General features: G+C 48.3%; 18 protein-coding genes, 2 tRNA genes and 3 rRNA genes. 5 read left to right on the top strand and 18 right to left on the bottom strand.

Going from position 1 to position 24843, the window contains the following annotated elements; genetic code table 11:
* Window positions 1-62 precede the first annotated feature (62 nt).
* Window positions 63-632 carry a hypothetical protein gene (locus HYN48_RS07870; protein ID WP_108370583.1) on the top strand — a complete coding sequence of 190 codons (570 nt, stop codon included), beginning with the start codon at window positions 63-65 and terminating at the stop codon, window positions 630-632.
* Between the two features lie 215 nt (window positions 633-847).
* On the opposite strand, the gene HYN48_RS07860 is transcribed toward HYN48_RS07870, so the two are convergent.
* The 3 genes from HYN48_RS07860 to HYN48_RS07850 all read right to left on the bottom strand — a co-directional run bounded on the left by HYN48_RS07860 (window position 848) and on the right by HYN48_RS07850 (window position 3970).
* On the bottom strand, window positions 848-1366 hold the full coding sequence (locus HYN48_RS07860) for a porin family protein (RefSeq protein WP_108370581.1): 519 nt from the start codon (window positions 1364-1366) through the stop codon (window positions 848-850).
* Between the two features lie 86 nt (window positions 1367-1452).
* A complete protein-coding gene (locus HYN48_RS07855; protein WP_108370580.1) occupies window positions 1453-2862 on the bottom strand; it encodes an FAD-binding oxidoreductase in 1410 nt (469 codons plus the stop codon).
* Between the two features lie 196 nt (window positions 2863-3058).
* Entirely contained in the window at window positions 3059-3970 is a 912-nt protein-coding gene (locus tag HYN48_RS07850; protein ID WP_108370579.1) for an AEC family transporter, read from the bottom strand.
* A gap of 70 nt (window positions 3971-4040) precedes the next feature.
* Here HYN48_RS07850 and meaB point away from each other — a divergent pair, with 70 nt between their 5' ends.
* Window positions 4041-5129 carry a methylmalonyl Co-A mutase-associated GTPase MeaB gene (gene meaB / locus HYN48_RS07845; protein WP_108370578.1) on the top strand — a complete coding sequence of 363 codons (1089 nt, stop codon included), beginning with the start codon at window positions 4041-4043 and terminating at the stop codon, window positions 5127-5129.
* Here the strand turns inward: meaB and HYN48_RS07840 are convergent.
* From HYN48_RS07840 to HYN48_RS07820, 5 genes are all read right to left on the bottom strand, one after another.
* Window positions 5126-6283 (bottom strand): hypothetical protein, encoded by a 1158-nt coding sequence (locus HYN48_RS07840; protein ID WP_108370577.1) that lies wholly within the window; start codon window positions 6281-6283, stop codon window positions 5126-5128. The genes meaB and HYN48_RS07840 overlap by 4 nt on opposite strands.
* A complete protein-coding gene (locus HYN48_RS07835) occupies window positions 6280-6930 on the bottom strand; it encodes an ATP-binding cassette domain-containing protein (RefSeq protein ID WP_108370576.1) in 651 nt (216 codons plus the stop codon). The genes HYN48_RS07840 and HYN48_RS07835 overlap by 4 nt, the downstream gene beginning before the upstream one ends.
* Entirely contained in the window at window positions 6923-8413 is a 1491-nt protein-coding gene (locus HYN48_RS07830; protein ID WP_108370575.1) for a hypothetical protein, read from the bottom strand. The genes HYN48_RS07835 and HYN48_RS07830 overlap by 8 nt, the downstream gene beginning before the upstream one ends.
* 99 nt (window positions 8414-8512) lie before the next feature.
* Complete coding sequence (locus HYN48_RS07825) at window positions 8513-8746, bottom strand: hypothetical protein (protein ID WP_108370574.1); 234 nt, start codon at window positions 8744-8746, stop codon at window positions 8513-8515.
* 36 nt (window positions 8747-8782) lie between these two features.
* The gene (locus HYN48_RS07820; RefSeq protein ID WP_108370573.1) at window positions 8783-10198 is read right to left on the bottom strand and encodes an MATE family efflux transporter; all 1416 of its coding nucleotides are present in this window, start codon (window positions 10196-10198) and stop codon (window positions 8783-8785) included.
* Window positions 10199-10474: 276 nt separating this feature from the next.
* On the opposite strand from HYN48_RS07820, the gene HYN48_RS07815 reads away from it, so the two are divergent.
* Complete coding sequence (locus tag HYN48_RS07815) at window positions 10475-11020, top strand: hypothetical protein (protein WP_245945935.1); 546 nt, start codon at window positions 10475-10477, stop codon at window positions 11018-11020.
* Between the two features lie 52 nt (window positions 11021-11072).
* On the opposite strand, the gene HYN48_RS07810 is transcribed toward HYN48_RS07815, so the two are convergent.
* Entirely contained in the window at window positions 11073-11954 is an 882-nt protein-coding gene (locus tag HYN48_RS07810; protein ID WP_108370571.1) for a PPK2 family polyphosphate kinase, read from the bottom strand.
* A gap of 121 nt (window positions 11955-12075) precedes the next feature.
* Here HYN48_RS07810 and HYN48_RS07805 point away from each other — a divergent pair, with 121 nt between their 5' ends.
* Window positions 12076-12948, top strand: coding sequence for a DUF6929 family protein (locus tag HYN48_RS07805; protein ID WP_108370570.1), 873 nt, complete (start codon window positions 12076-12078; stop codon window positions 12946-12948).
* 4 nt (window positions 12949-12952) lie between these two features.
* Here HYN48_RS07805 and HYN48_RS07800 read toward each other — a convergent pair whose 3' ends face one another.
* Window positions 12953-14587 carry an ABC-F family ATP-binding cassette domain-containing protein gene (locus HYN48_RS07800; RefSeq protein WP_108373476.1) on the bottom strand — a complete coding sequence of 545 codons (1635 nt, stop codon included), beginning with the start codon at window positions 14585-14587 and terminating at the stop codon, window positions 12953-12955.
* A gap of 321 nt (window positions 14588-14908) precedes the next feature.
* Between HYN48_RS07800 and HYN48_RS07795 the strand changes: the two genes are divergently transcribed.
* Window positions 14909-15106, top strand: coding sequence for a hypothetical protein (locus HYN48_RS07795; RefSeq protein ID WP_108370569.1), 198 nt, complete (start codon window positions 14909-14911; stop codon window positions 15104-15106).
* A gap of 64 nt (window positions 15107-15170) precedes the next feature.
* Here HYN48_RS07795 and HYN48_RS07790 read toward each other — a convergent pair whose 3' ends face one another.
* The 8 genes from HYN48_RS07790 to HYN48_RS07750 all read right to left on the bottom strand — a co-directional run bounded on the left by HYN48_RS07790 (window position 15171) and on the right by HYN48_RS07750 (window position 24476).
* Complete coding sequence (locus HYN48_RS07790; RefSeq protein WP_108370568.1) at window positions 15171-16505, bottom strand: hypothetical protein; 1335 nt, start codon at window positions 16503-16505, stop codon at window positions 15171-15173.
* Window positions 16492-18183 carry an IPT/TIG domain-containing protein gene (locus tag HYN48_RS07785; protein WP_108370567.1) on the bottom strand — a complete coding sequence of 564 codons (1692 nt, stop codon included), beginning with the start codon at window positions 18181-18183 and terminating at the stop codon, window positions 16492-16494. Before HYN48_RS07785 ends, HYN48_RS07790 begins: the two co-directional genes overlap by 14 nt.
* Window positions 18184-18249: 66 nt before the next feature.
* Window positions 18250-18690, bottom strand: coding sequence for a DUF1801 domain-containing protein (locus HYN48_RS07780; protein ID WP_108370566.1), 441 nt, complete (start codon window positions 18688-18690; stop codon window positions 18250-18252).
* Window positions 18691-19363: 673 nt separating this feature from the next.
* Window positions 19364-19473, bottom strand: a 5S ribosomal RNA gene (rrf, locus tag HYN48_RS07770).
* A 100-nt stretch (window positions 19474-19573) separates the two neighbouring features.
* Window positions 19574-22455, bottom strand: a 23S ribosomal RNA gene (locus HYN48_RS07765).
* 148 nt (window positions 22456-22603) lie between these two features.
* Window positions 22604-22677: transfer RNA gene (locus HYN48_RS07760), tRNA-Ala, on the bottom strand.
* Window positions 22678-22785: 108 nt separating this feature from the next.
* A tRNA-Ile gene (locus HYN48_RS07755) sits at window positions 22786-22859 on the bottom strand.
* A gap of 101 nt (window positions 22860-22960) precedes the next feature.
* Window positions 22961-24476: ribosomal RNA gene (locus tag HYN48_RS07750) — 16S ribosomal RNA — on the bottom strand.
* The 16S, 23S and 5S rRNA genes sit together here with 2 tRNA genes alongside, the layout of an rRNA operon.
* Window positions 24477-24843: the final 367 nt, after the last annotated feature.

Raw genomic sequence — 24843 nt, 5'->3', positions numbered from 1 at the left:
ATTGTAACTACAGCGGGGATTTTTTTTATATTTTTAGTAAATCATATAACACTATCAACTCCATGAAAAAAATCCTTGCCCTTTTATTGTTCATTACCGTTTCGACCGGTTTTTCCCAGACATTGGACGGCCTGAAAGCACAAACCCAGAAAATGTACAAATCCTCTATCGACATGAATTTTGATGCGATTATGGATCTCACCTATCCTAAAGTGTTCGACATCGTTGACCGTGAAACGCTTTCCGGGATGATGAAAGGCATGTTCGATAACGAACAGATGGCCATTACGCTCTCGGATATGAAACCCGTATTTACCTACACCGATGTGAAGGAGATCGACGGAAAAAAGTTCAGTGTCATCAAGTACAGGAACGGCATGAAAATGACGCTCAAGGGTGACGTGACCGACGGCATGGTCAGCACTATGGAACAGGGCCTGAAAAGCGCGCCACAGTTTGACAAAGTAAATTACGACAAAGCGACCAAAACCTTTACGCTGGAAGGACCTGCAGTAATGATTGGGGTGGCCGATGACACGACAAAAAATGAGTGGACCTTTGTAAACTATGACAACGAGCAACTCTTTAATATGATTTTTGACGAGAAAATCAAGACTGCTTTAGGATTGTAACAGAAAGCCTTCCTATACTTTTACGTCAGCTAACCTTTTAAAACCAACAACCATGGCAAAAAGTCACGACGCGAAGAAAACCGCAAAGAAAGAACCCCTGAAAACCGCAAAGGAGAAAAAAGCGGAGAAAAGGGATAAGAAGAACACCCCGAAAAGGGACTAAAAGAAAAAGCCATCAGTTTCCTGATGGCTTTTTTAATAACTAAAAACAAATACTAGAACCTGTACCCTACGCCGATATAAAATCCGCTTAGTTTGATTGAGTTGTCGCTGTCGCCATTTTCCACAAGATTCGCCAGCCCGATGTTGTAGCGCGCATCGGCAACAATTTCTTCGGTGATGTCGTAAGACGCGCCCAAATCGATACCGTAGTTGAATGACTTTGTACCATCCTCAGCCCCGGTGATAAAACCAAGATTCGGACCCGTGAACAAACCAAAACCTTCGGTTACGTCATATTTCAGGTGCAAAGGCAATTGGATCTGATTGACGTCGCCCACCGCCACATACAGCAGTTCAGGCTTAAATCCAAATGATTCCGAGATAGGGAATTCAGCAAACAGGCCGCCGAAAAATCCGGAATCCGAACCGTTAGCAGAAACACCCGCCACTTTAACTTTTGATGACAAAGAGGCAAAACCCGCTTTGGCACCGAATCGCATTCCGTCTGAATCCTGCGCACTTACTACGCCAAAGGCCAGAACGGCAGCCACACTTAAGAGTAATTTTTTCATGATGTAAAATTGATTAGTTAATAATTTTTTGTAAAAATACACTCGTCCCCGGCGCCGGGCAATACGTAAAATGTCGTATTTTACAGTCAGTGCTGGTCAGGGAAAATTTTCCCGGGATTCAATATATTGTTCGGATCGAAAACCTTCTTGATGCCGCGCATCACAGCCAGGTGTGGCGCGCTGAACGCGATGTCCATATAATTTTTCTGCACATATCCGATGCCGTGCTCTCCTGACAGCGTCCCTTTTAGCGCAACAGTCAGGCTGAAGATTTCACGGATGCCCTTCGGCACCTCTGTCTTCCAGCGCTCGTCAGACATGTCGCCCTTTATGATGTTTACGTGCAGGTTCCCGTCGCCGGCATGACCATAGCAAACGGATCTGAATCCGTACTTGGTACCGATTTCTTTGATGCCCCGCAGCAACTTAGGCAACTCATAACGCGGCACTACCGTATCCTCTTCCTTGTAAACCGAATTCGATTTGACCGCTTCGGCGATGCTGCGCCGCATTTTCCACAGTGCATTTTTCTGGTCTTCAGTATCGGCAAAAAGCACCTCATCAATCTCAAAATTTTCTACCACTGCCATAATCTTTTCAGCTTCCGAAAACAGTACGTCGGGATGATTGCCGTCCACCTCTATCAGTAAATGCGCCTCGATGCCGTGCTTTACAGCGACACTGAGTCCATCCACATATTGTACCGCCCAGTCAATGGCATCGCGCTCCATAAACTCGAGTGCGCTCGGCACGATTCCCGCCCTGAAAATCGCTGAGACCGCTTCACAAGCCTCTTCGGCCTTGTAAAATGGTACCAGCATCAGGATATTATGCGTATGGGCCGGCAGCAATTTCAATACAATCTTCGTGATGATGCCCAAGGTCCCTTCGCTGCCAACCATCAACTGGGTGAGGTTATAGCCCGTTGCATTTTTTAATGTGTTGGCGCCCGTCCAGATGATTTCGCCATTAGGCAGCGCCACTTCGAGATTCAGCACATAGTCTTTTGTCACACCGTATTTCACTGCGCGTGCGCCGCCCGAGTTCTCGGCGACATTCCCGCCTATGAAACAGCTGCCCTGGCTGCTGGGATCCACCGGATAAAAAAGCCCTGTACTTGCCACACGTTCCCTAAGCGTCTGGGTAATCACACCCGGCTCAACGGTTACCTGCAAATTCTGCTCATCAATGTGGATAATCTTATTGAAACGTTCCATCGAAAGCCCGATGCCGCCGTGAATGCTCAAGGCACCGCCGCTCAAACCGGTCCTGCCGCCTATCGGGACAACAGGGAGGTGGTGTTCATTGGCCAGTCGCATAATCGCGGAAACCTCCGATGCTGTCCCCGGTTTTACGACGACACCGGGCGGAAAACTGTAATCCTCTGTTTCATCATGCCCGTAGTGTGTCAGGGTGTCAACATCCGAAAAAACAAAGGACTGACCAGCAATCTGCTGCAACGCGGCGATTATCGTACCATCGGTTATTTGATTCATGCAAATCTGGAATTATGGAGTGTGCACCAAAAATACTATTTATATAAAAAATGGCGCAGTATTGTTGATTTTATTTGGGCGTTGCCTGCGGCCGGGCTATCCATTGCAATCTTTTTTTGTCGGCCTGCGACGGGATAACCGGGCCATTTCCGTTGACAAAAAAAGGATTTCCATTGCTATCCCTAACGCAAACATCCTACGCGACGGACAGTATCCAGTGCCAAAAACACAGGGTCAGGAACGACAACGGAATCCCAATCCCGATCATCATACTGCTCAGTTTCGGCTTGAGTCCGTAACCCGAAGCCACGATCGCACCGGTAATCATCGGTGCCATCGCCGCTTCCATCACCGAGACGTCGATCGCCATTCCTTTTTCCCCAAGGATGCACCGGTACAATATGAAAATCAACGCGGGCGTCAAAAATAGTTTAAACAACAACCCAAGCGACAAAAAACGCCAGTGCCTGCTCTTCACGTCAAACGTAAGCTGTAAACCTACTGACACCAGGGCGATAGGGGTCACCGTCGCGCCGAGTTTCTGCAGTGACTGTTGCAAAAGCGTTGGGAAATCGGTGTTAAGCAGGTTCATGACTGCAGCCAGTACAAACGCGACAAACGGCGGGAAAATCAATATCTTCATCGATATCGTACGCAGATCGGGTTTGTTGCCGGAAAACACCATCGCCGTAATGATCCCCAACGTGGCCATCACCACGAATGAGCCCGGTTGATCCACAATGATGGCCGTCTGCAGTCCCTGTTCTCCATACAAGGCCTGTATGACCGGAAACCCTACGAATGACGTATTCCCCAACCCGGACACGATGATCAGGCAGCCCGTAAGCCTGCGCGGCCATTTCAGCCATTGTCCCAGTGTGCGGAAGAATAAGAACGAAAAACCGAATCCGATCCAGGCCACGCCCAGCGGATACAGCAGTGCAGGACCCAGAACGATTTTCGGTATGTAGTACAGCGCCAGCGCAGGAAGCGAGACGTAAATGACAAACAGGTTCAATACCTTATGGGCCTGCGCGGGCAATTGCCGGACCCGCTGCAGCATCAGCCCTACAAACAGGCAGATAAAAATCAGTAGGATGTTTTCCATGCGGCAAAATTAGAGATTACAAATCAGGAATTGTGAATTATGATTACTTTTACGTACCAAACGCACGATTTTGCCAGACAAAAACAAAAGACCCGCGACACTTCAGGAAAAGGCCGGCATCCCGCCGCCAGATACCGTCAGCGCCCAGTCAGCGCAGCAGGTACGCAATTATAGACGCATCCAGCCCAGTGCCGAAGCGTTGATATCAGGCATCATCCGCGGAGACAAAACAGCTTTGAGCCGAGCCATCACGCTGATTGAAAGCACCAACCCGGATCATTTTGAAAAAGCGACAACAGTCATAAATGGCTGCCTGCCACATGCCAACCGATCGGTGCGTATCGGGATCACCGGGGTGCCCGGCGTAGGGAAAAGTACCTTCATCGAGGCGTTCGGCTCCCAGCTCACCGCAATCGGCAGGAAGGTAGCCGTACTGGCAGTAGATCCGAGCAGCACCCTTTCGCACGGCAGCATCCTGGGCGACAAAACCCGCATGGAAGAACTCGTTAAAGATGAGCGGGCTTACATCAGGCCCTCAGCCTCAGGAGAAGCTTTGGGCGGCGTGGCGAGGAAAACGCGTGAAGCGATCATTTTATGTGAAGCGGCGGGGTTTGACATTATCGTGATTGAAACCGTCGGTGTGGGACAGAGTGAGACGGCCGTACACAGCATGACCGACTTCTTTCTGCTGCTCAAGATATCCGGCGCGGGCGACGAGCTGCAGGGCATCAAGCGCGGCATCATGGAAATGGCCGATGCGATTGTCATCAACAAAGCAGACGGCGACAATATCAAAAGGGCCCAGCTCGCTAAAACGGAATTCAACAGGGCGCTGCATTTATTCCCGGCAAAAGATTCGGGATGGCAGCCGACGGTTTCCACGTGCAGCGCAGTGGAGAAGACCGGTATTGGAGCCGTGTGGGAAACCATCTCGGAATACCTCCGGCTCACTAAATCCAATGGCTTCTTTGAAAAACGGCGCGCGGCGCAAAACCAGTACTGGATGATGGAAACGATCGAGCGCCAACTCAAGGAAAGGTTTTTCAACAACAGCGACATTTCGGCATCTTTGGACGATATGAAAAGGGCCGTGCAGCAGGGTGAAATATCCCCATTTGCAGCGGCCCGTCTTTTATTGGAACAGTATTTTAAAGCCTAAAATTTCCAGGATTTGATCAGCCAGCGGTAAATCAGCCAGTTGACGACCACATACACCACCAGCGGCACGATCAAAACCAATGGCCAGAGGTAGATGTGGATGAACTTCGGGAGCAGCCCATTGGCTATGGGTGCCGTACCGAGGTAGTATTGGCCGACAGACAGCAACCCCAGACAGATCAGCAACACTATACCCAGGTTAATACTGAAAAAGCGGCTGATGGAACGCACCATCTTCCGTGGGGAGTATCCCAGCGAATATTTTATGGAGACGGCTTCGTGCTGTTCCAGGAACTGCATCTTGATAAAATTCACAATCATAAAAATACACAACAGGAAAATGAATCCGCCAATCAGGGCGATGGTCTTCAGTACCAGGAACAACTTGCTTTTTATTTTTGCCGAACGCAGCGATTCCTGATTGGATTCGTAACCTTTCTGCTTCATTTTCTCAATCAGGTCCTGATCGCTGGCATCGTTTACCTTCACGAGCACACGTGTGAAGATATTCTGGTGCGCCTTACTGAAGTCCTGTGTGCCGTTGATCGAATCCAGGAAATGCTTCGGTACCAAAACCGAGTGGATCCTGTCTGACAAGCCCACAAGCCTGCCGGTGTACCTGAGGTTCTTCTCCTTTAGCCTGAGGTTGATATTGACTTCAATCTTTTTGGCAAATTCCTCGGTGATCTGCGGCAAACCCTGGTTCAGTGCAAAGCCGTAGTTGTACAGGTTCAGGTATTCGCGCGAGATGATGATCGGGAGCACGTTGCCCTTGACTTTGAATGCGGACAAATCGCGGATGTCAATGGCATCGTCATCCACGGCTTCGAGATACATATCGGTATAAAACGGAATAAAATCACCCCCGTCGGCCGAGACCTTAAAATCGTTTGATACGACCGGATAGAGGCTTTTGACTTCCTTCCACGTTTTCAGATCGGCGATATCCCTGTCATTGAAGCCGATCAATTCCTTCCTGCCAATGTTGTCCGGCGTAATGGTTTTGGACATCGTCAGCCAATAGTTGGCCTCACTGCTCCTGCTTCCGAAGAGTGCATTGGCATTCACATAAAGCTGTGCACAGCTCAACACCAGCGCAAACGCCAGGAACAATCCCAGGTACAGGAAAAAGGATTTGGTCAGTTGTTTCATCATAAATTCAGGATATGGCATTGATGCGGGAACGGAAAATCATTGAGCTCAAAAAATATCACACCGCTCCCATGCGCCTCGGCCACCCGAATAATCAGGTCAAATGCAATTTGCTTGTTTTTGAGGTCGAGGTGGCTGAAACATTCGTCATACACGAGAAAATCAGTCGGGTTTATGAGGCTACGCACGATCGCGGAACGTTGTCTTTCCCCGTAGGAACAGTTCTTCGCCTTTTTGTCAAGTAGCGGCAATATGCCCAGCGTGTCCGCGTACGATTGCAGCTTGCTTTCAAAGTCGGCATTCTTTTTACCGAACGTCCGCAACAGCACATTCTCACGGACGGTAAGGTCCGGGATCAGGCGCACATCCTGAAAAAGCAACTGGAGCTGGTTCCTTCGGAACGCCACAATCTGCTCAAGCGACTGCGTTTTGAGACTTACCAGGTCATATAAAATAGTCCCGTCATATTCAAAATGATTCCCGAGCATCGCCGTTGCCAAAGTCGATTTTCCACTTCCGGATGGCGCAATCACAAGATAATATTCGCCTTTCGTGAAAGTGGTTTTCGTGTTCCAGATCGTAGCGGCAGTCGCCATTGTTTTCGGGACAAAGTATTTTGGCGTGATGCCGTCGAGCGTGATGCTATTCATATCCCATCAGGTAATGAAGTACATTTTTTTTGCTTTTATCGACAGTAATAGTCACCTCTGAAGTGAAGTTACCGTCCCTGACGTTCGAGATCGATTCCATGCTTACGACTTTCAATTTCCTGTTGCCGGTTTGAAGCATGTTGTTGGCATCAGAAGCGTCTGACCAGCTGTAGCCGGTCACCCCAGATTGTTTTTTAAGCGAACTGTTGACCGCGGGCTTATTGGTTTTAAGCAGCGCCATGTCATTTTCGTTTGTGGCCACCACGAGCAATTCCTTATCGTGATACACTTTGGCATTTTGCTCAAGCATTGGTTCTGCGGTCACGAGGCCGATGAGTTTTTGGGCTTTATCCGCGTGTATACCCAGGGCCAGCAGGAATTTTGGCTGCGCGTATGACACCACCGGAAAACCGTACTCGTCAACCTGGGGCGCCGCCTGGGCGGTATCGTCCTCGCGGAACTGGGTGAAGGCATACTGGCCGGTCAGCGCATTGGTGATCTCTTCTAAGGTGATGCCTCTCGATTCGAGGAAATTATTGGCCATCGATTCAAAGCCGGCCTCTTTCACAAAATACCTGATAAATTCCGGACTCATGTATCCGAGGCTGTAATTTTTGGTACGGTCGATTTCGATGTTTTTCACGATATTGTAATCCACCGTCTTGCCGTTATAGAATTTCTGCACCAATTTTTTCAGATCATCATTGAAGAACGTACTCCCTTTGAATGCAATCTTCCCTTCTCCAAAATTCAGGCTGACGCCAAATCCTGCGCCGATAAGCAATTTGTTGACCGCGAGCGTTTCGATGTAGCCTTTTGAAAACGTGTTGATCATGCCGTAAAGGTTGATCCACGAACTGACATCAGACCCGCTGTCGAGTGATTTTTCAATCTGGTCAATGGCATTTTTATTATCAACCGGCTTGCGCTTCCACAGGGCCGTATAGAAACCAGCCGTCAGCGTATTGTCTGGAGAACCTGTAGAACCTCCGTAGACCATCGCCATCGGATTGCCGACGTGGCGCGAGAGTACGATCATATCGTCCTGTATGCTGCCGATAAGCTGATCATTGGCATAAATCAATTGCGTGGTCGCGTCGATGCGTATTTTAGAACCGGTAATCTTTGAAAAATTGGCAGTGAATTTCGATTGGTCAGCGAGCCACCCGAAAAAAGAGAACGCAAATCCGTCCCTGTCCTGGTCGGTCATAAGGTATAACGGCCTTTCGATATCGACGCCATTCTTATCTGCATTCAGGAACAATTCCATCTTTTCCCTGTCCTTGTCCGAAAAATTACCCGTTTTGTCGTTGAGCATTTCGTCCTTCGGCAGTTTTTTATCGAGCTGCTGCAGGTTGATCTTGACAATTGCGAGGGTTTTCTCGGTTGTGTATTTCAGGATTTCCTCGTTGTCACTGTCCTTGCCACAGGACGCCATCAGGATTGCCAGGCACACGGCCAGGCCATAGATAATTTTCTTCATATGATATTTTTGATTGTTGTAAACGTTTGGGATTGGAAACGCAATGACGAGGCGTCTGTTTGTTTATCCGGATTCTCGGTTACGACGCAGTCGGCACAATTAATTTTCCCCTTCATACCGTTCCATTTCACGGTCGTAGAAAGCATTCGCCTCGATGATCAGGCTTTCCATTTCAGCGTTCAGCTCGGCTTCATCAAGGTCCTCAGCCTCTTCCATAATTTCGACTTCGTCGTCCTTGAGATTGATGATAAAACGCGGATAATCAAGGTGGATGATAAAAATATCCTCAGGAAAATCGGAGTTGTCGGCCAGGACGAATTTTGGTAGTTCCATATTATTGAATTGTAGAATGACGATTTAAAGAATGTCTTAGTGCCAGGCGTTGTTCATCGGCTTTGTTTGGCCCGACGGATCGATTGGCTGATTCCGCATCTTTTTTGTTAGATAATGAAAGCGAATATACAAAAATAATGCTGCGGCCGTAAGCCCTGCGAGCAATCCGATCCAGACACCGGCCGCTTTCAGTTCCGTGTGTTCCCCGAGGTACCACGAAATCGGGAAACCGATGACCCAATACGCAACAAACGTAATATACATTGGGATCTTTACATCCTGCAAGCCACGTAAGGCGCCGAGTACGACCACCTGTATGCCGTCGGAAATCTGGAAAACAGCGGCTACGACGAGTAACTTCGACGCGATGGAAATGACCTCGGCATTGTCGACTTCCTGCAACGTGTTGTCCATATTGAGGAACAGGTACGGCAGGCTTTGGTGAAAAGCGATAAACAGCAGCGCAAATACGATCTCGATAATAATCGACAGCAGGAATATCGAGCGCGCAACAACGACCAGGTTATTATAATCCTGCAAACCGCGCTGGTTGCTCACCCGGATCATGGAGACTACGCTGAGTCCCATTGCAAACATAAAGGTAAAGGAGGCGAGGCTTAACGCAATCTGGTTGGCCGCCTGGCTCGTTTTACCGATATTTCCGCAAAGCCAGATCGCAGCGGTAAAAAGCACCACTTCAAACATCATCTGCATTGCTGAGGGCAAACCCAGGTTGATGATTTTGCGGAGCATACTTTTTTTGATCTCGGCGAAAGTAAAGCCTTTAAAATAGGATTTGAGTTTTTCCTGGCGTGACAGGATGATGTGCATGAAGGTCACCATCAGTATGCGGGAAATCACCGTGCCCAACGCCGCCCCGACAATGCCCATTTCGGGAAAAATCCATACGCCGTAAATCAGGCAATAGTTGATGCCAACGTGCACGATGTTGGCCATCACGATCGCATACATCGAGAATTTTGTCATCGATAAACCATCGGCAAATTGCTTGTATCCCTGATAAATGATCAGTGGGACCAGCGAAAATGCCACCCAGTCCAGGTAGGGTTTCGCAAGCACGATCACTTCAGGCGGCTGCTGCAGCAACTCCATTACCGGTTTTGCAAGCACTACCAGCAGGAACAGCACGACACCTAAGATGGAACACAGGAACAAACCGTGGTGGAACGCCGCCCGGATCTTGCCCGTATCTTTTTCCACATCGCCCTCGCCGACAATCGGGGTTATGGCCGTGGAAAAACCGATGCCCAATGACATCGCTACAAAAATCATGCTGTTGCCCAACGACACCGCAGCCAGTTCGGTGCTGCCCAGTTTACCCACCATGATGTTATCGACGATCTGGATCATCACATGCCCGATCATTCCCAGGATCACCGGGTATGCGAGTTTAAGGTTGTAGCGGAATTCTTTGGTGTATTGTGCAAACATGCCGAAATTTTCGCGCAAAGGTAACGTAAAAGGCTGAAAGCATAAAGCAGAAATGCCGCGGGTTAAAACCGAATACCCCCTGTCTGGAAACTTCTTCCGACGAATCGCATCCTTCGCATTTATGTATGAAAAAGCCTACCTGTGTACATTATAACAATACCCTGTAATTCTGTAACCGACCTCAAAAATGCCGACTCTATATTTGCAATATGATTTTGCTAAGAATAGTACTAACAAATCAAACTGACTCAATTAACAAATTAAAAAATGAAGATCATGAAAACAGCAATTAAAGGATTATTTACAGCGGCATGTATCGCACTGGCCATCAACACGACGCATGCACAGACCAACCCTCAGGTGGCCTCTGACAACCCGGCAACTTACGACCAGGGGTTTAAACTTGGCTTCGGACTTTCCGGCGGTTATGTCTTTGAAGACGGCTACGGTGCTGCCGTGGGTGCAGATGCCCGCCTTCAGTACAATTTCTCAAAACGCAACTCGCTTACCATTACCACAGGTTATACACACCTGTTTGTAGATGGTGACGGTGATGATTTGGGCTTCATCCCTGCTAAAGCAGGATTCAAGGGATTTGTATGGGGCGATACCTTTTACCTTCAGGGAGAATTGGGTGCTGCCATACCGGTAACCGCAGACTATGATGATACATCGTTGATTTTCGCACCGGGAGTGGGTTATGCTACCAAGCACCTTGACCTGAGCCTGCGTTACGAATTCTACAATAAATTCCGCGATGCCAACGGCGAAAAAGGAATCGGACAGCTTGCCGCGCGTATTGCATACGGATTCGACCTATAAAAAAACACCAAAACAAGTCAAACGAAAAACGTGCCCCTCAAGGCACGTTTTTTTATTTTCCCTCACCAAGCTTTTTCCTGTAAAAGGCAATACGGTCTTTCACTTCGTCGCTGAGTTCCGGTTCGGTAATATCCTTGTATTGCTTCATTTCCTGGCGGATGATTTTTGCCGTAATGAGCCGCGCCACATCCTTGTCATCAGCAGGAATGATGAACCAGGGTGCCTGCCTGACCGACGTTTCGTTGATCGCTTCCTCATAAAATTCCTGGTAGGCCTCCCAGCAGTCACGCTCCTTAAGGTCATCCGGCGAAAATTTCCAGTTGTGCTTTTCCTCATCAAGGCGCCGCAGCAAGCGCTCGCGCTGTTCTTCCTTGCTGATGTGCAGGAAGAATTTCATGATGATGGTGCCGTTGTTCACGAGATGGGACTCAAAATTCCGGATTTCCCTGAGGCGCTTTTTCCAGAAATCCTTCGGGATGTCCTCAACGGATTCAATCCCGGGAATGTCTTCACCGAGCACATATTCCGGATGCACACGGCTGATCAGCACATTTTCGTAATGTGATCGGTTAAATACACCGAATTTTCCTTTTTCAGGCAATCGGATGTAGTGCCGCCAGAGGTAATCGTGCTCGAGCTCCGCTGATGTCGGGGTCTTGAAACTCTGCACTTCCACGCCGCGCGGGTTAAATTCCCGGAACACTTCCCGGATCAGGCTGTCTTTCCCGGACGTGTCCATTCCCTGGAAGCACACCAGCACATTGTATTTCTTGTGGGCATACATCACATCCTGCATGCTGCTGAGCTTTTGCCGTGTCTTGGCCAGCTTCTTTATGACCTTGTCTTCGCTGGCGCCGATGTCTATTTTCGTAGGGATGTCACTTAAGGAAATGCCTTCAGTCACCCTAAAATCGGCTGCTTTGATTTTTTCCATAATTGCATATTTCACATAAATGTATATATTTAAGGTGTCAATATGTTACGCTTAATTTTTATTTGTAGCAATTTCCGGCTGTACGCTGTATCTTTTCCTTTTTAAAGAAAAAAGGAAAAGGATGCCGCTTCCATCCGGGCTATCCCCACCCGCCATGGTCACCTGCGCTATCCGTCCTTACTTCCAGATCCCGGGCATCAGTGCCGCCTCGGGGATTTTGTACCATGACCGCACCTTGTACCTGATTGCCGACAACAGCCAATACCTTTACGTGTTCGATCCCGCAACGGATCGTTGCAGTACGGTGCCGCTCGCAGCCGATCCCGCTGAACATATCCCAAAGCCCGCTAAACCTGATGTGGAATCATTGACACTGTACAAGAATCGTATTTACGCCTTCGGTTCCGGATCAAAGCCTAACCGGTGCCTGCTGTATATTTACGATCTACGTTCCGGCAGCGTCGTCACCGAAGACCTCTCTGCACGTTACGAAAGCCTGCAACGCAGTGCCTCAGTGCCTGCATCGGAATTCAATATTGAAGGTGCGGTATTCCGTGACGGCCACTGGCTGTTTTTCCAGCGCGGCAACGGCGCGGGTGGCTGCAACGGCGTCTTTATTTCAAGGAATGAACCCGGGAATGCCGTGCGGTTCGTCCCGGTACACCTTCCGGATATCGACGGATTTGCCGCATCATTTACAGACGCAACTACAGTCGGTGACGCGATTTTTTTCCTGGCGTCGGCGGAAGATACCAAATCGACCTACGAGGATGGCACCATCATCGGCAGTATTTTCGGAAGGATGAACCCCGAAAATTACCATGTCGAGGACGTCATGATGATTCCGGGCAGGCACAAATTCGAAGGCCTTACCTTTTACCGGCAGACCGAAACCGCATTGGAATTCCTGGTTTGCGAGGACAGCGATTCTGACGAAAAAACGGCCACCATTTACCTGATGACCGTTCCGAGAGCGTTATCGTATAACCCCTGATCGGTTACTTTTCAATTTCCCGCAGGCTTTCCATTTTCTTATGGGCAAGAAACCCTTTGATGTCTTCAAAATGCTCTTTAACGCGTTTGTTTCCAAACTCGAATACTTTTTCAGCCAGGCCGTCAAGGAAATCACGATCGTGCGAGACGAGCACCAGCGTGCCATCGAAATCCCTGAGCGCATCCTTGATGATATCCTTGGTTTTCATGTCAAGGTGGTTCGTAGGCTCATCGAGAATCAGGACATTTACCGGTTCGAGCAGCAGTTTAATCATCGCCAGACGGGTTTTCTCGCCGCCGGAAAGCACTTTCACTTTCTTCTGTACATCATCACCACCAAACATAAAGGCGCCAAGTAAATTCTTGATCTGGGTACGGATGTCGCCTTCAGCAATACGGTCGATGGTTTCGAAGACCGTGAGCTCCCCGTCAAGCAGTGACGCCTGGTTCTGAGCAAAATAGCCAATCTGAGCGTTGTGGCCGATCTCGACTTTACCGGAGTCCGGTGTGAGTTCTTTCATGATGGCTTTGACCATCGTCGATTTCCCCTCTCCGTTCTTCCCTACGAAGGCCACCTTCTGCCCTCTTTCAATGACGAGGTTGGCGTCGTTAAAAACAACGTGCCCATCATAGTGCTTTGACAGGCCGTTAACGACCACCGGATACTGCCCGCTTCTTGGCGATGGCGGGAATTTCAGGCGCAATGCCGACGTATCGACTTCGTCGACTTCGACCAACTCCAGCTTTTCGAGCATCTTCACGCGGGATTGTACCTGCAGCGTCTTGGAATAAGTGCCTTTGAAACGTTCGATGAATTCCATGTTCTCGGCAATCATCTTTTGCTGTTCCTCGTACGCCTTCTGCTGGTGTAAACGACGGTCTTTGCGCAGTTCGAGGTAGTGGGAATATTTCGCCTTATAGTCGTAAATACGGCCCATGGTCACCTCTATGGTCCGGTTTGTAATGTTGTCGACGAAAGCGCGGTCGTGGGAAATGACAATGACCGCTTTGGCCGAATTGATCAAGAAATCCTCCAGCCATTCGATGCTTTCGATATCCATGTGGTTTGTAGGCTCATCGAGCAGGATCAGGTCCGGTTTTTTGAGCAGGATTTTCGCCAACTCAATGCGCATGCGCCAGCCACCGGAAAATTCCGACGTCGGACGCGTAAAATCTTCGCGCAGGAAGCCGAGCCCTTTCAAAACTTTCTCCACCTCGGCTTCATAATTGATTTCTTCGATGGAATAAAATTTCTCGCTGAGTTCAGATACCCTTTCGATCAGTTTCATATAGGCATCGCTTTCGTAGTCGGTCCGTATCGTGAGTTGTTCGTTGATTTCATCGATTTCAGCCTTCATGCTAAAGACTTCACTGAACGCTTTAGAGGCTTCCTCAAAAACGGTGTTATCATCTTTAGTGAGCAGATGCTGCGGCAGGTAGGCGATTACGGCTTCTTTTGGGGCGGAAATGCTGCCCGTTGACGGCTTGCTTTCCCCGGCAATAATTTTTAATAATGTCGATTTCCCCGCGCCGTTTTTGCCCATCAGTGCGATTTTGTCATTCTCATTGATTGCGAAAGACACCTCACTAAAAAGGGTCGTTCCGCCAAATTGCACCGATACATCGTTAACCGTAATCATAAATATGTTTTTAAAGCGGCAAAGATAACCAGAAGCGGCGATAAAGTTTGCACGGTGGCCAATTAAAATCCGACGCTGGATTTTGAAAAAAATAGTATGTTTAAACCCAATCACGTGCCACACAACCATGATGAAGCGTAAAATAGACAGTACCATCCTGCTCAATACAGGCGCTGCGGTTTTATCAGGATATGCCACAAGAATGACGCTGAAAAAATACGCACAGTGGATCTCCTGTTATTGGCGAGCATCCTTGTTTTTATCAGTGTTGGCCTAGATGTCATGGTAAAAAGTAGAAAAACCAACAATAAATAATCCGCTATGGCTGCAGAATCAAAACGCAAAAACACAGGGAACGCCATCATCCTTTTCGGCTCGGTGTTCCTGATGATTTTCATTTCAAAACTGAATTTCGATAAGATCACCGTCAACCACATCATGATTATCGTCTGCAACCTGGTATTTATTGGTTGTGGGATCTACGCCAATTGGCGGAGCCGGAAGGCTATTACGAAATAAAAACCAGGTGGCGGCTTCCAAGGCTCAACCGGATTTTTGTGAGGAGGCCAAAGCGGTTTAGCATTTATTCAAATACCTCAATAGCGCCTTTCACATTGAAATTAAATTCGTATCCGTACACAAATCCCCAGTAATCGATCGGATGGTACGCGCCCAGAGCCTGCAGTCCGGAATCGGTAACCATAGGGAATACAGGATAAAGCTTGGTGGGAATTGACGCAATGAGTTCATAATTGCTGTTGAATTTGTGGATGATTTTTTCACCCTGTACACTACCGTAGATATTTCCCGCTGTGTCAAACGCAAACTGAATGTAATGTTTTCCCGTAATTTCGTTCAGATTGGCTTCCTGTTCAAAAGTGTTGATATTAAAGATCCGACCGTTGTACGAGGTGATGCATTTTTGCCTGGAATGATTCCATGTGAAAATATAAGGGTCGACCGCATAAGGAGGCAGAGAAAAACTGTGACTGTCGGGGTAAAAAACCGGGAAACATTCCGTTGCGGTGCACGTCTGCGGACTGTATCCGAGCACCCGCATACCTTGGGTGAAGAGGAAAAGCACTTTGTGTTCACTGAGCATTTCGGCGTAAACGGCATCTGTGGTGATACCGGAGCTGACTGATGATCCGGTCGACATTTCATAATAATTCCATACATTATTGTCCTGATAATAAATGCGGTCGCCTTCAATCGAAAAAGCGTTGAGTTTGTCATTGATGACAGCGTTATAATTGCCATTTACAGCGTAATTATCTTTATTGAGCCTGGTGATTCCGCCGTTCACATCGCACACGAAGACGTTGCCGTCCGCAAATTGAAACCTGTTGTTGAGGGTCCATCCTGCCCCGGTAAAATGATGTGTTGCGGCGATGCTTTTGTCAGACCAGCTGTATCTGGTCAGCGTACCTGACCCTGCCTTATCAAGTATGTGAAAAATATCATCATTAAGCGGATCCTTTTGGACATCCAACGGAATCCAGGGAAATGAAACAAGGGGACGCGTAAACGTCCTTAAATCGCTTTGGAGTTCCCGTGTAGTCACTCCTGAATCATCATCAATGTCCTGATATGTAATCACCACTTTGTAAGTCACCTCTTTATAGTAAGGCACATCGTTGTCAGTGTAAGTCGTTTCGTTTGACGGCAGGTTTGCAATCTGTACAGGCACCTGCATGTCTTCATCGTCGCCATTTTGCGCAAGCCTGTAAATACGTAATGAGGTCACGATCAAATCTGAGGGCCGCTGCAGTTGCCATTGCAAACTTACCGCGCTGTAGGATGGTTCAAATCCGGTGATTGTCAGGGCAATGTTTCCGGGACCATCGTTGTCGGAACTGCATGACAACAAAAGCAGCACTAAAGCCGCAAAACTGAGGAATTTCTTAAAGTAACGCATTTAGGATTGTTTTTCTTAAACGTTGGGTGTAGGTGGTGTTGACATGATAACCGGTCCAGGCATTCCGCTGGAAGTAAATTTCACTGCCCGCGTTGAAACAGCTGCCGGCTTCGTCAAAAAAGTCATCCTGCACATACGCCGGCTGGTTGGTTTCGATATTGTAGAGGGTCTGACTGTTTGAATTACTGTATCTCCCCACAACCGCATTCTGGTAATGGAATACTGATTTGTATGGATATTCTGTCACCGAAAGCGCCGGCGTGATTTTGTAGGTACGCGCATGCCACGTCACATAAATATTATTTCCGAAGTGCATATAGTCACACTTGCCGGAATCATACTGGCCCATAGCAGGTATGCCTGAAAATGCTGACGCGGATAATGTCGTCCATGTTCCTCCCGAATATTTGTACTTTTCAGTGCGTACTGTAGGCAATCCGTTGACAAGTTCTATTCCGCTCAGCAGGTACAGCGCTCCTTGGTAAGCAAACATAATCGGGCTGATGATTGTATTGTCAGGCAGCGCAATAGCGGTTTCGGCATAGGTGTTCAGGTTCAGCTTTGTCAGGGTATATGTTTGTGAAGCAGATTGGAATTTGTAAAGATAAAGGGTATCGTCTCCGTCAAACAGCGCATCCGAAATATTACCGAAATAGTGAAATGACGACAGTACCGTCCATTTTTCAGTAGCAGCTGAAAACTCCATCAGCGAATACTCGCCTGTTTCCTGTGAAGCGGAATTCATCCGGGCAATCCTGTAGGCTTTCCCGTTGCGCTCAAAAATCTGTGAATTGTTGCCTGAAACCGAATCGTAATCCACCATAATCGCATCGTTCCCTATTGGTATGTCGGTATTATAAGTGGCCGTTTGTCCCGCCGTCTTATAGGTGACGGCAGTGATGCGGAAGTCAGTGTACACCCCGGGCGGGATGGATAGCTTTACCTGGTTGTTGTACACTGACACGTAACACGGATTGCCATTGATCGAGGCTTCACCCATCTCATAGTCCGGATTGTAGTTGAGCATGTTAAGCGTCAGTTCCCCCTTAATCCATGCGATGGTATTGTCAATACTCAATATCTGTGGTGCCCTGAGGTGAAGCATTGCCGCGGCAGTCACCTCCTGACGTTGCGCCTTTACTTTAATTTGCAGATTTGCGTCCGTGATGTTTGTCGGAAGTACCACATCAATCTTATTATAGGACGCGGCTACTGCGGAAGCAGCGATACCGTTCACGGTCACGCCGACATCGTCTTTGATTGTATCGAAGTTGTCCCCGTTGATACTGAAAACCTCACCAAAGGCTACTTCCGAAACACTGAATCCGTTTATGACCGGAGTTTTCAGCGAGAAATTTTCATTTACAATGGTTTCATTGGTGGTCAGGTCAATGATTTTCAAAACCGACGTCGGGTTGGTTAGCGTACGCGGAACGGTGATCTTAATTTCAGCGTCTGACAAATAGGTGATGGGCGCCTGCTCATTGCCAAAAAACACCTGCAATTTATTTGGTTCAATATTTTCAAGCTGCATAGTGAATTCCTGTCCCAGCAACCCGGACAACGGATAATTGGTTACTAAAGGCCCAGACCCGTCACGGTCATCAGGCGAACATGAAAACGAGCTGACGGCCAACAACAGCAGTAATGCAACGGAAACCAATCTCAGGTGTTTCATAAATTTAGATTGTTGTGTAAATATAGCGAAGTTTAAGAGGCGTCGATTATATGCGCTCCGCCGCGATTATTTCTGCCTGCAGGCACACTCATGGTGCGCCTCCAGATAAGCGATCGTCGCCCTGCACATTTTTTCCAACACATCAATATGAATGTCGGCTAGTTTTTTTATGTAGATGCAGGCCTTCCCCATTTTAAACTTTCCGAAACCCTCGAGCAGGTGCTCATTGTCAGCGGTCGGAGAATAGACATATAATGAGAATTCCGCTTTTCGTGGCGAAAATCCAAGCATCGGTGCATCACCCTCATGCCCGCTTGCATATTTATAATGATAACTGCCAAACCCGATGATTGTCGGGCCCCACATTTTCGGCTCAAAACCTGACCATGTGCTCAGCAGGGAAACCAGTTTGAAACTGTCCGCCTTCTTTTGGTCGTTATCTGCATAGGAATTGATGAACTCAGTGACACTGACTTCCGTTTCATGGGTCTTATTCTTCTTTGCCATACCTAACTATTTTTTGTACGAATCACTTGCAAGGCTACGAATATAATAAAAAGACGCAGCTATTGCGAATCGACAGTAAGCACTGCCGTTTTTTTTTATGGCGTGCCGCCGCCTGTGTGGCTGGTGTTTGTTGCGGTTCTGTGAGGGCGGCGTCGGACTCCCGGCACTCGCTGTTTGCTGCGCAGGCTGCGCAAACGAGCTCAGGCAATGCCGGGATCCCTCACGCGGCGCCGTATCCGCGGATGTCTCTTTCCTAAAAGGGCGGTAAGTTATTTTGGGAGTGGCAGGCCTCCGGTGCAGGCAGGATTCCGGCTAAACCAAAAAAAAGCCATAGGTAATTTCGGGATTTTTAGATACTGGTATAAAAAAAGAACCTATGCCTCTTAAGCTGGGGTTTTCAAAAAAAAACCGGCGGGGATTGCCCGAACCGGGCGAAGCTAAAGGCGACGACGCGGGGCTTTGCCCGAACTGCGTCGCATCCCTAAAAAAAAGAACCCCAACCTGTATAGGTTGGGGTTCCATAAATAAAGGCGACGACATACTCTCCCACAAAACTGCAGTACCATCTGCGCAGGCGGGCTTAACTTCGCTGTTCGGATAATATTTACCGTCATTTTTTTAAAAATGGCATAAAACAAAAAACCCCTCATCGAATGATGAGGGGTTCCATAAAGAAAGGCGACGACATACTCTCCCACAAAACTGCAGTACCATCTGCGCAGGCGGGCTTAACTTCTCTGTTCGGGATGGGAAGAGGTGAGCCCCGCCGCAATAACCACCTTAAGTCGTTACGCGATCGGTGTTCCGATCACATTATATTATTAACACATTGGGACAAAAATTTACATGCAAAAAGTGTCCCGGGCCCGAAGGCCCGGAAGGCGTACATAAGCTTACGGGTTATTAGTACTACTCGGCTATGACATTACTGCCTTTACACCTGTAGCCTATCGACGTAGTCATCTCCTACGACCCTTAAAAGAAATCTCATCTTGTGGTGGGTTTCGCGCTTATATGCTTTCAGCGCTTATCCCTTCCCGACGTAGCTACTCTGCGGTGCCCCTGGCGGGACAACAGATACACCAGCGGTCGGTCCAATTCGGTCCTCTCGTACTAGAATCAGATCCACTCAAATTTCTAACGCCCGCAGTAGATAGAGACCGAACTGTCTCACGACGTTCTGAACCCAGCTCGCGTGCCACTTTAATGGGCGAACAGCCCAACCCTTGGGACCTTCTCCAGCCCCAGGATGTGACGAGCCGACATCGAGGTGCCAAACCCCCCCGTCGATATGAGCTCTTGGGGGAGATCAGCCTGTTATCCCCGGCGTACCTTTTATCCTTTGAGCGATGGCCCTTCCATGCGGAACCACCGGATCACTATGCTCTACTTTCGTACCTGATCGACCTGTATGTCTCTCAGTCAAGCTCCCTTATGCCATTGCACTCTACGCACGGTTACCAAGCGTGCTGAGGGAACCTTTAGAAGCCTCCGTTACTCTTTTGGAGGCGACCACCCCAGTCAAACTACCCACCAAGCACTGTCCCCCACATTATGGGGTTAGGCTTCAGATAAGCAAAGGGTGGTATTTCAACAATGACTAACCTACGCCTGGCGACGCAGGATCGAAGTCTCCCACCTATCCTACACATCACTTATCCAAAGTCAATACTAAGCTATAGTAAAGGTGCACAGGGTCTTTTCGTCCCACTGCGGGTAAACGGCATCTTCACCGTTACTACAATTTCACCGAGCTCATGGCTGAGACAGTGTCCAGATCGTTACACCATTCGTGCAGGTCGGAACTTACCCGACAAGGAATTTCGCTACCTTAGGACCGTTATAGTTACGGCCGCCGTTTACTGGGGCTTCAATTCAATGCTTCTCCGAAGATAACATCTCCTCTTAACCTTCCAGCACCGGGCAGGTGTCAGGCCCTATACTTCATCTTACGATTTTGCAGAGCCCTGTGTTTTTGATAAACAGTCGCCTGGACCTCTTCACTGCGGCCAGCATTGCTGCTGGCGACCCTTCTCCCGAAGTTACGGGTCTATTTTGCCTAATTCCTTAGCCATGAATCTCTCGAGCACCTTAGGATTCTCTCCTCGACTACCTGTGTCGGTTTACGGTACGGGTTGTATCAATCTGAAGTTTAGAGGTTTTTCTTGGAAGCCCTTAGGTACACTATCTCTTTGTCCGAAGACTCCGAGTACTATCGCATTTCCCCATCGTCTACGCATTTAACTATAAACGATATAGGTAGGTGCTTCAACGCACTATTCCGTCAGTGCGCGGTACTTTCATCACTCCGTCACCCCATCACAATCAATACAAGTACGGGAATATTAACCCGTTGGCCATCGACTGTCCCTTTCGGGTTCGCCTTAGGACCCGACTAACCCTCAGCTGATTAGCATAGCTGAGGAAACCTTAGTCTTTCGGTGTGCGGGTTTCTCGCCCGCATTATCGTTACTTATGCCTACATTTTCTTTTCCAGAAGGTCCAGCATGCCTCACGACACACCTTCAGCCCCGCTGGAATGCTCCCCTACCACTTACAGTAAACTGTAAATCCATAGCTTCGGTACTACACTTATGCCCGATTATTATCCATGCTCGTCCGCTCGACTAGTGAGCTGTTACGCACTCTTTAAATGAATGGCTGCTTCCAAGCCAACATCCTAGCTGTCTGGGCAGACAAACCTCGTTCTTTCAACTTAGTGTAGATTTTGGGACCTTAGCTGATGGTCTGGGTTCTTTCCCTCTCGGACTTGGACCTTAGCACCCAAGCCCTCACTGCTGGTAAACATTATATAGCATTCGGAGTTTGTCAGGAATTGGTAGGCGGTGAAGCCCCCGCATCCAATCAGTAGCTCTACCTCTATATAACTATATCCAGCGCTGCACCTAAATGCATTTCGGGGAGTACGAGCTATTTCCGAGTTTGATTGGCCTTTCACCCCTACCCACAGGTCATCCGAAGTCTTTTCAACGACAACCGGTTCGGACCTCCACTGTGTGTTACCACAGCTTCATCCTGCCCATGGGTAGATCACACGGTTTCGCGTCTAACACTACCGACTAAAGCGCCCTATTCAGACTCGCTTTCGCTACGGATCCACATCTTAAATGCTTATCCTTGCCGGCAACGTTAACTCGTAGGCTCATTATGCAAAAGGCACGCCGTCACCCAACTTGTGGGCTCCGACCGCTTGTAGGCGTATGGTTTCAGGATCTGTTTCACTCCGTTATTCACGGTTCTTTTCACCTTTCCCTCACGGTACTGGTTCACTATCGGTCTCTCAGGAGTATTTAGCCTTAGCGGATGGTCCCGCCAGATTCAGACAGGGTTTCACGTGCCCCGCCCTACTCAGGATACCACTATCCATTACATCCCTTACCCATACGGGGCTATCACCCTCTATGGCAGACCTTTCCAGGTCCTTCCGGTTCAGTTTGCATGAAATGCCGTGGTCCTACAACCCCAGTATTGCCGTAACAACACTGGTTTGGGCTAATCCGCGTTCGCTCGCCACTACTTACGGAATCACTTTTGTTTTCTTCTCCTCCGCCTACTTAGATGTTTCAGTTCAGCGGGTTTGCCCTCCTATCGGAGTAATACATCTTCAATGTATTGGGTTGCCCCATTCAGGTATCGCCGGATCAATTCGTGTGTGCCGATCCCCGGCGCTTTTCGCAGCTTATCACGCCTTTCTTCGCCTCTGAGAGCCTAGGCATCCCCCATACGCCCTTATTTTGCTTATTGTACTTTTGAGTTTACGGTTGACAGTTAACAGTTAACAGTTTGCACTGTAAACCGTAAGCTGTACACTGTAAACTTTGTGTTCTTTCTACTTTTTGTATTTTCTTATCCCAATATGTCAATGAACTTTTTCAATCCGATGGATTGATCGTGGAGAATATCGGAGTCGAACCGATGACCTCCTGCGTGCAAGGCAGGCGCTCTAGCCAGCTGAGCTAATCCCCCGTTTTTAGTGTACGGTCAACCTTTACAGTTAACAGTTGCTTGAACGGTTCACCAGTAAGTGTAACTCAACTTCTAAAATTTCCTTTACCCAAACAAAAAACAAAGTAGTAGTCCCGGGCAGACTCGAACTGCCGACCCCTACATTATCAGTGTAGTACTCTAACCAGCTGAGCTACGAGACTCTGTTTGTTTTTCTTGGATTGTTTTTTTGAACCAACAGCGAGAGTAATGAAAACCATCAGAGATCCTAATGGTAATATGCTAAAATGTCGCCTTTCTCTAGAAAGGAGGTGTTCCAGCCGCACCTTCCGGTACGGCTACCTTGTTACGACTTAGCCCTAGTTACCGGTTTTACCCTAGGCAGCTCCTTGCGGTCACCGACTTCAGGCACCCCCAGCTTCCATGGCTTGACGGGCGGTGTGTACAAGGCCCGGGAACGTATTCACCGGATCATGGCTGATATCCGATTACTAGCGATTCCAGCTTCACGGAGTCGAGTTGCAGACTCCGATCCGAACTGTGACCGGCTTTATAGATTCGCTCCCACTCGCGTGGTGGCTGCTCTCTGTACCGGCCATTGTAGCACGTGTGTAGCCCAAGGCGTAAGGGCCGTGATGATTTGACGTCATCCCCACCTTCCTCACAGTTTGCACTGGCAGTCTTGCTAGAGTTCCCGACTTGACTCGCTGGCAACTAACAACAGGGGTTGCGCTCGTTATAGGACTTAACCTGACACCTCACGGCACGAGCTGACGACAACCATGCAGCACCTTGTAAATTGTCCGAAGAAAAGTCTGTTTCCAAACCTGTCAATCTACATTTAAGCCTTGGTAAGGTTCCTCGCGTATCATCGAATTAAACCACATGCTCCACCGCTTGTGCGGGCCCCCGTCAATTCCTTTGAGTTTCAGGCTTGCGCCCGTACTCCCCAGGTGGGATACTTATCACTTTCGCTTAGCCACTGAAGTTGCCCCCAACAGCTAGTATCCATCGTTTACGGCGTGGACTACCAGGGTATCTAATCCTGTTCGCTACCCACGCTTTCGTCCATCAGCGTCAATCCACCGGTAGTAACCTGCCTTCGCAATCGGTATTCCATGTAATATCTAAGCATTTCACCGCTACACTACATATTCTAGTTACTTCCCGATAATTCAAGGCCTGCAGTATCAATGGCCGTTCCATCGTTAAGCGATGGGCTTTCACCACTGACTTACAGGCCCGCCTACGGACCCTTTAAACCCAATGATTCCGGATAACGCTTGGATCCTCCGTATTACCGCGGCTGCTGGCACGGAGTTAGCCGATCCTTATTCCTACGGTACCGTCAATCTGCCACACGTGGCAGGGTTTCTTCCCGTATAAAAGCAGTTTACACACCATAGATGCTTCATCCTGCACGCGGCATGGCTGGTTCAGGCTTGCGCCCATTGACCAATATTCCTCACTGCTGCCTCCCGTAGGAGTCTGGTCCGTGTCTCAGTACCAGTGTGGGGGATCTCCCTCTCAGGACCCCTACCCATCGTAGCCATGGTAAGCCGTTACCTTACCATCTAGCTAATGGGACGCATGCCCATCTTGAACCGTTGTGACTTTAATAATAAGATGATGCCATCTCAATATACCATGGGGTATTAATCCAAATTTCTCTGGGCTATCCCCCTGTTCAAGGTAGGTTGCATACGCGTTACGCACCCGTGCGCCGGTCTCAAGAATGCAAGCACTCTCTACCCCTCGACTTGCATGTGTTAAGCCTGCCGCTAGCGTTCATCCTGAGCCAGGATCAAACTCTTCATCGTATATTGTTTGCCAATCGCTTGGCGTATTTTTCAGACGAATTTCTAACGTATTTTTATTCTCTCGAAAATCTTCCGATTTCCCTTACTCTCTGCTTACTTCCGAATCACTCCGGAAGTGCTGTCAATCCAATATATCAATGAACGTGTCAATCTTTCTTATATCGCTTGTGTCTCAAAGCGGGTGCAAAAGTACAACTTAATTTTTACCATCCAAGCTTTTTTGAAAATAATTTGAAATTTATTTTCCGTCAGCTTTAAATCAATATGTTAAGAAGAACTTTTGTTTTCCCACAGCACAGTTCCCTGTTTTGCGGACGGCAAAGGTAAGCCACTTTTTGTGTTTACCAAATTTTTATTGAAAGTTTTT

Origin of the sequence: Flavobacterium magnum (assembly GCF_003055625.1) — a bacterium.
Classification (GTDB): domain Bacteria; phylum Bacteroidota; class Bacteroidia; order Flavobacteriales; family Flavobacteriaceae; genus Flavobacterium; species Flavobacterium magnum.
The sequence above is the reverse complement of the archived record's forward strand: the minus strand, read 5'-3'. Positions and strand labels throughout refer to the sequence as shown.